This is a genomic window from Meridianimarinicoccus aquatilis, from assembly GCF_004358675.1.
Classification (GTDB): Bacteria; Pseudomonadota; Alphaproteobacteria; order Rhodobacterales; family Rhodobacteraceae; genus Meridianimarinicoccus; species Meridianimarinicoccus aquatilis.
On the sequence record NZ_SMZO01000136.1, the window covers coordinates 1 to 563 of the forward strand.

Below are 563 nucleotides of genomic sequence, written 5' to 3' on the forward strand. Positions count from 1 at the left end.
ATCAGACAATCTGTGTGAGCACTGCAAAGTACGCTTCTTTAAGGTAAGGAGGTGATCCAACCGCAGGTTCCCCTACGGTTACCTTGTTACGACTTCACCCCAGTCATGAATCACAAAGTGGTAAGCGCCCTCCCGAAGGTTAAGCTACCTACTTCTTTTGCAACCCACTCCCATGGTGTGACGGGCGGTGTGTACAAGGCCCGGGAACGTATTCACCGTGGCATTCTGATCCACGATTACTAGCGATTCCGACTTCATGGAGTCGAGTTGCAGACTCCAATCCGGACTACGACGCACTTTATGAGGTCCGCTTGCTCTCGCGAGGTCGCTTCTCTTTGTATGCGCCATTGTAGCACGTGTGTAGCCCTGGTCGTAAGGGCCATGATGACTTGACGTCATCCCCACCTTCCTCCAGTTTATCACTGGCAGTCTCCTTTGAGTTCCCGGCCGGACCGCTGGCAACAAAGGATAAGGGTTGCGCTCGTTGCGGGACTTAACCCAACATTTCACAACACGAGCTGACGACAGCCATGCAGCACCTGTCTCACAGTTCCCGAAGGCAC

General features: G+C 53.5%; 1 rRNA gene. It reads right to left on the minus strand.

Annotated features, from left to right (window positions below):
* Positions 1-44 precede the first annotated feature (44 nt).
* A 16S ribosomal RNA gene (locus tag E2L05_RS20635) occupies positions 45-563 on the minus strand; the annotation flags it as partial.